The organism is Ralstonia pickettii, assembly GCF_000607165.1.
GTDB lineage: Bacteria > Pseudomonadota > Gammaproteobacteria > Burkholderiales > Burkholderiaceae > Ralstonia > Ralstonia holmesii.
Map to the genome: position 1 here is coordinate 1 of NZ_JFZG01000019.1, position 5515 is coordinate 5515.

Below are 5515 nucleotides of genomic sequence, written 5' to 3' on the forward strand. Positions count from 1 at the left end.
CGAGTTGATGATAAAAATTCTTCGACGAGTTGTTGACAGCGACGAAAAAGCTCTGCATAATCTCGTTTCTCTGCTGCAGACAATGCAGCGACGCGGTGAACAAAGTTGATCGCGAAGTTCTTTAACAAGCAAACAGCCGATAAGTGTGGGCGCTTAATACTGGATGCGGCGGATTTCGATCCGCTAGCTAACAAGTAATGAAGTGCTCGCACAGAAGTAAGGTTTGAACGAAAGTTCAAGTCAGATTCTGAGAGTGAGCGACCGCTCGTAAAGAGCGAAAAACAGCAGATTAAACTGAAGAGTTTGATCCTGGCTCAGATTGAACGCTGGCGGCATGCCTTACACATGCAAGTCGAACGGCAGCATGATCTAGCTTGCTAGATTGATGGCGAGTGGCGAACGGGTGAGTAATACATCGGAACGTGCCCTGTAGTGGGGGATAACTAGTCGAAAGATTAGCTAATACCGCATACGACCTGAGGGTGAAAGTGGGGGACCGCAAGGCCTCATGCTATAGGAGCGGCCGATGTCTGATTAGCTAGTTGGTGGGGTAAAGGCCCACCAAGGCGACGATCAGTAGCTGGTCTGAGAGGACGATCAGCCACACTGGGACTGAGACACGGCCCAGACTCCTACGGGAGGCAGCAGTGGGGAATTTTGGACAATGGGCGAAAGCCTGATCCAGCAATGCCGCGTGTGTGAAGAAGGCCTTCGGGTTGTAAAGCACTTTTGTCCGGAAAGAAATGGCTCTGGTTAATACCTGGGGTCGATGACGGTACCGGAAGAATAAGGACCGGCTAACTACGTGCCAGCAGCCGCGGTAATACGTAGGGTCCAAGCGTTAATCGGAATTACTGGGCGTAAAGCGTGCGCAGGCGGTTGTGCAAGACCGATGTGAAATCCCCGAGCTTAACTTGGGAATTGCATTGGTGACTGCACGGCTAGAGTGTGTCAGAGGGGGGTAGAATTCCACGTGTAGCAGTGAAATGCGTAGAGATGTGGAGGAATACCGATGGCGAAGGCAGCCCCCTGGGATAACACTGACGCTCATGCACGAAAGCGTGGGGAGCAAACAGGATTAGATACCCTGGTAGTCCACGCCCTAAACGATGTCAACTAGTTGTTGGGGATTCATTTCCTTAGTAACGTAGCTAACGCGTGAAGTTGACCGCCTGGGGAGTACGGTCGCAAGATTAAAACTCAAAGGAATTGACGGGGACCCGCACAAGCGGTGGATGATGTGGATTAATTCGATGCAACGCGAAAAACCTTACCTACCCTTGACATGCCACTAACGAAGCAGAGATGCATTAGGTGCTCGAAAGAGAAAGTGGACACAGGTGCTGCATGGCTGTCGTCAGCTCGTGTCGTGAGATGTTGGGTTAAGTCCCGCAACGAGCGCAACCCTTGTCTCTAGTTGCTACGAAAGGGCACTCTAGAGAGACTGCCGGTGACAAACCGGAGGAAGGTGGGGATGACGTCAAGTCCTCATGGCCCTTATGGGTAGGGCTTCACACGTCATACAATGGTGCATACAGAGGGTTGCCAAGCCGCGAGGTGGAGCTAATCCCAGAAAATGCATCGTAGTCCGGATCGTAGTCTGCAACTCGACTACGTGAAGCTGGAATCGCTAGTAATCGCGGATCAGCATGCCGCGGTGAATACGTTCCCGGGTCTTGTACACACCGCCCGTCACACCATGGGAGTGGGCTTTACCAGAAGTAGTTAGCCTAACCGCAAGGAGGGCGATTACCACGGTAGGGTTCATGACTGGGGTGAAGTCGTAACAAGGTAGCCGTATCGGAAGGTGCGGCTGGATCACCTCCTTTAAGAGCGTGCATCCGACGTTAGGCGTCCACACTTATCGGTTTGTTTGATGTTACAGCCAAGGGTCTGTAGCTCAGGTGGTTAGAGCACCGTCTTGATAAGGCGGGGGTCGTAGGTTCAAGTCCTACCAGACCCACCAAGTTACGGACGGTGGAAGTTGTTCTCTGCCGTGACTGGGGGATTAGCTCAGCTGGGAGAGCACCTGCTTTGCAAGCAGGGGGTCGTCGGTTCGATCCCGTCATCCTCCACCAATACCTTTTGGTTGCCAAACGCAAGCATCGACAGAGAAGTCGATGAATGCGGTGTTTGCGTTTGGCTTAGCCAAGACGAGTGATAACTCGGCTGTTCTTTAACAATATGGAATGTAGTAAAGGTGTCGCGGTGCGTTGATGAGACGCACATTCAAAACGCGACACTGGGTTGTGATTGTATCAACCAGTATTACCAGAGCAATCGAAAGATTGTCTTGGAATACGGCACAACGCGAGAACTCAGCCTATAGCGAGACATACTCGTTATAGGGTCAAGCGAATAAGTGCATGTGGTGGATGCCTTGGCGATTACAGGCGATGAAGGACGTAGTAGCCTGCGAAAAGCTGCGGGGAGCTGGCAAACAAGCTTTGATCCGCAGATATCCGAATGGGGAAACCCGGCCCGAATGGGTCATCCCTTGCTGAATACATAGGCAAGGGAAGCGAACGCAGTGAACTGAAACATCTAAGTAGCTGCAGGAACAGAAATCAACCGAGATTCCCAAAGTAGTGGCGAGCGAAATGGGATCAGCCTTGTACTCTTTAGCAGTATTGTTAGCAAAGCGGAATGGAAAGTCCGGCCATAGTGGGTGATAGCCCCGTATGCGAAAACAGTATTGTGGAACTAGGTGTACGACAAGTAGGGCGGGACACGTGAAATCCTGTCTGAAGATGGGGGGACCATCCTCCAAGGCTAAATACTCGTAATCGACCGATAGTGAACCAGTACCGTGAGGGAAAGGCGAAAAGAACCCCGGGAGGGGAGTGAAATAGATCCTGAAACCGCATGCATACAAACAGTCGGAGCCTGGAAACGGGTGACGGCGTACCTTTTGTATAATGGGTCAGCGACTTACATTCAGTGGCAAGCTTAACCGATTAGGGAAGGCGTAGCGAAAGCGAGTCCGAATAGGGCGTTCAGTCGCTGGGTGTAGACCCGAAACCAAGTGATCTATCCATGGCCAGGTTGAAGGTGCGGTAACACGTACTGGAGGACCGAACCCACTAACGTTGAAAAGTTAGGGGATGAGCTGTGGATAGGGGTGAAAGGCTAAACAAACTTGGAAATAGCTGGTTCTCTCCGAAAACTATTTAGGTAGTGCCTCGTGTCTCACCTTCGGGGGTAGAGCACTGTCATGGTTGGGGGGTCTATTGCTGATTACCCCGCCATAGCAAACTCCGAATACCGAAGAGTGCAATCACGGGAGACAGACATCGGGTGCTAACGTCCGGTGTCAAGAGGGAAACAACCCAGACCGCCAGCTAAGGTCCCTAAATATTGCTAAGTGGGAAACGAAGTGGGAAGGCTAAAACAGTCAGGAGGTTGGCTTAGAAGCAGCCACCCTTTAAAGAAAGCGTAATAGCTCACTGATCGAGTCGTCCTGCGCGGAAGATGTAACGGGGCTAAGCAATATACCGAAGCTGCGGATGCACGTAAGTGCATGGTAGGAGAGCGTTCTGTAAGCCTGTGAAGGTGTCTTGTAAAGGATGCTGGAGGTATCAGAAGTGCGAATGCTGACATGAGTAGCGATAAAGGGGGTGAAAGGCCCCCTCGCCGTAAGCCCAAGGTTTCCTACGCAACGTTCATCGGCGTAGGGTGAGTCGGCCCCTAAGGCGAGGCAGAGATGCGTAGCTGATGGGAAGCAGGTTAATATTCCTGCACCGTCGTATGATGCGATGGGGGGACGGATCGCGGAAGGTTGTCCGGGTGTTGGATGTCCCGGTCCCTACATTGGAGATGGCACTTAGGCAAATCCGGGTGCGTGATTCAAGGGTGTGGGGCGAGCGACTTTAGGTCGCGAAGCAATTGGAAGTGGTTCCAAGAAAAGCCTCTAAGCTTCAGTCATACGAGACCGTACCGCAAACCGACACAGGTGGGCGAGATGAGTATTCTAAGGCGCTTGAGAGAACTCGGGAGAAGGAACTCGGCAAATTGGTACCGTAACTTCGGGATAAGGTACGCCCTTGTAGTTTGACTGGCTCGCGCCAGAAGGACGAAGGGGTTGCAATAAAATGGTGGCTGCGACTGTTTAATAAAAACACAGCACTCTGCAAACACGAAAGTGGACGTATAGGGTGTGACGCCTGCCCGGTGCCGGAAGATTAAATGATGGGGTGCAAGCTCTTGATTGAAGTCCCGGTAAACGGCGGCCGTAACTATAACGGTCCTAAGGTAGCGAAATTCCTTGTCGGGTAAGTTCCGACCTGCACGAATGGCGTAACGATGGCCACACTGTCTCCTCCCGAGACTCAGCGAAGTTGAAGTGTTTGTGATGATGCAATCTCCCCGCGGCTAGACGGAAAGACCCCATGAACCTTTACTGTAGCTTTGCATTGGACTTTGAACCGATCTGTGTAGGATAGGTGGGAGGCTTTGAAACCGGGACGCTAGTTTCGGTGGAGCCGACCTTGAAATACCACCCTGGTTTGTTTGAGGTTCTAACCTTGGCCCGTGAATCCGGGTCGGGGACAGTGCATGGTAGGCAGTTTGACTGGGGCGGTCTCCTCCCAAAGTGTAACGGAGGAGTTCGAAGGTACGCTTGGTACGGTCGGACATCGTACCTAAAGTGCAATGGCAAAAGCGTGCTTAACTGCGAGACCGACAAGTCGAGCAGGTGCGAAAGCAGGACATAGTGATCCGGTGGTTCTGTATGGAAGGGCCATCGCTCAACGGATAAAAGGTACTCTGGGGATAACAGGCTGATACCGCCCAAGAGTTCATATCGACGGCGGTGTTTGGCACCTCGATGTCGGCTCATCTCATCCTGGGGCTGTAGCCGGTCCCAAGGGTATGGCTGTTCGCCATTTAAAGAGGTACGTGAGCTGGGTTTAAAACGTCGTGAGACAGTTTGGTCCCTATCTGCCGTGGGCGTTGGAATCTTGACGGGGGCTGCTCCTAGTACGAGAGGACCGGAGTGGACGTACCGCTGGTGTACCTGTTGTCTCGCCAGAGGCATCGCAGGGTAGCTATGTACGGAAGAGATAACCGCTGAAAGCATCTAAGCGGGAAACTTGCCTGAAGATGAGGATTCCCTGGAGACTTGATCTCCCTGAAGGGTCGTTCGAGACCAGGACGTTGATAGGCTGGGTGTGGAAGCGCAGTAATGCGTTCAGCTAACCAGTACTAATTGCCCGTGCGGCTTGATCCTATAACCGGTATGTTTCCGGCTGGGTCCGCCTTGTGCCTGATACACACAACTCACAACCCAAAATCTACATTCCCATATTGGTCCCGTTGACCTCGTCAACGTGACGACAAGTCATAGCCTGGTGACCATAGCGAGTCGGTACCACCCCTTCCCATCCCGAACAGGACCGTGAAACGACTCCGCGCCGATGATAGTGCGGATTCCCGTGTGAAAGTAGGTCATCGCCAGGCTCTCCCATACAACACCCCAGCTCTACCTTAGAGCTGGGGTGTTTGCCTTTGCGCGGCC

Annotated in this window: 2 tRNA genes and 3 rRNA genes; all 5 read left to right on the forward strand. The window is 52.5% G+C overall.

Annotated features, from left to right (window positions below):
* The first annotated feature begins 291 nt into the window (after positions 1-291).
* The 5 genes from BG83_RS0116560 (at position 292) to rrf (ending at position 5457) form a co-directional block, all read left to right on the forward strand.
* Positions 292-1829, forward strand: a 16S ribosomal RNA gene (locus BG83_RS0116560).
* A gap of 60 nt (positions 1830-1889) precedes the next feature.
* Positions 1890-1966, forward strand: a tRNA-Ile gene (locus BG83_RS0116565).
* Positions 1967-2002: 36 nt separating this feature from the next.
* Positions 2003-2078: transfer RNA gene (locus BG83_RS0116570), tRNA-Ala, on the forward strand.
* A gap of 270 nt (positions 2079-2348) precedes the next feature.
* A 23S ribosomal RNA gene (locus BG83_RS0116575) occupies positions 2349-5227 on the forward strand.
* 117 nt (positions 5228-5344) lie between these two features.
* Positions 5345-5457: ribosomal RNA gene (rrf, locus tag BG83_RS0116580) — 5S ribosomal RNA — on the forward strand.
* Together the 16S, 23S and 5S rRNA genes with 2 tRNA genes alongside form the textbook arrangement of a ribosomal RNA operon.
* The last annotated feature ends 58 nt before the right edge of the window (positions 5458-5515 follow it).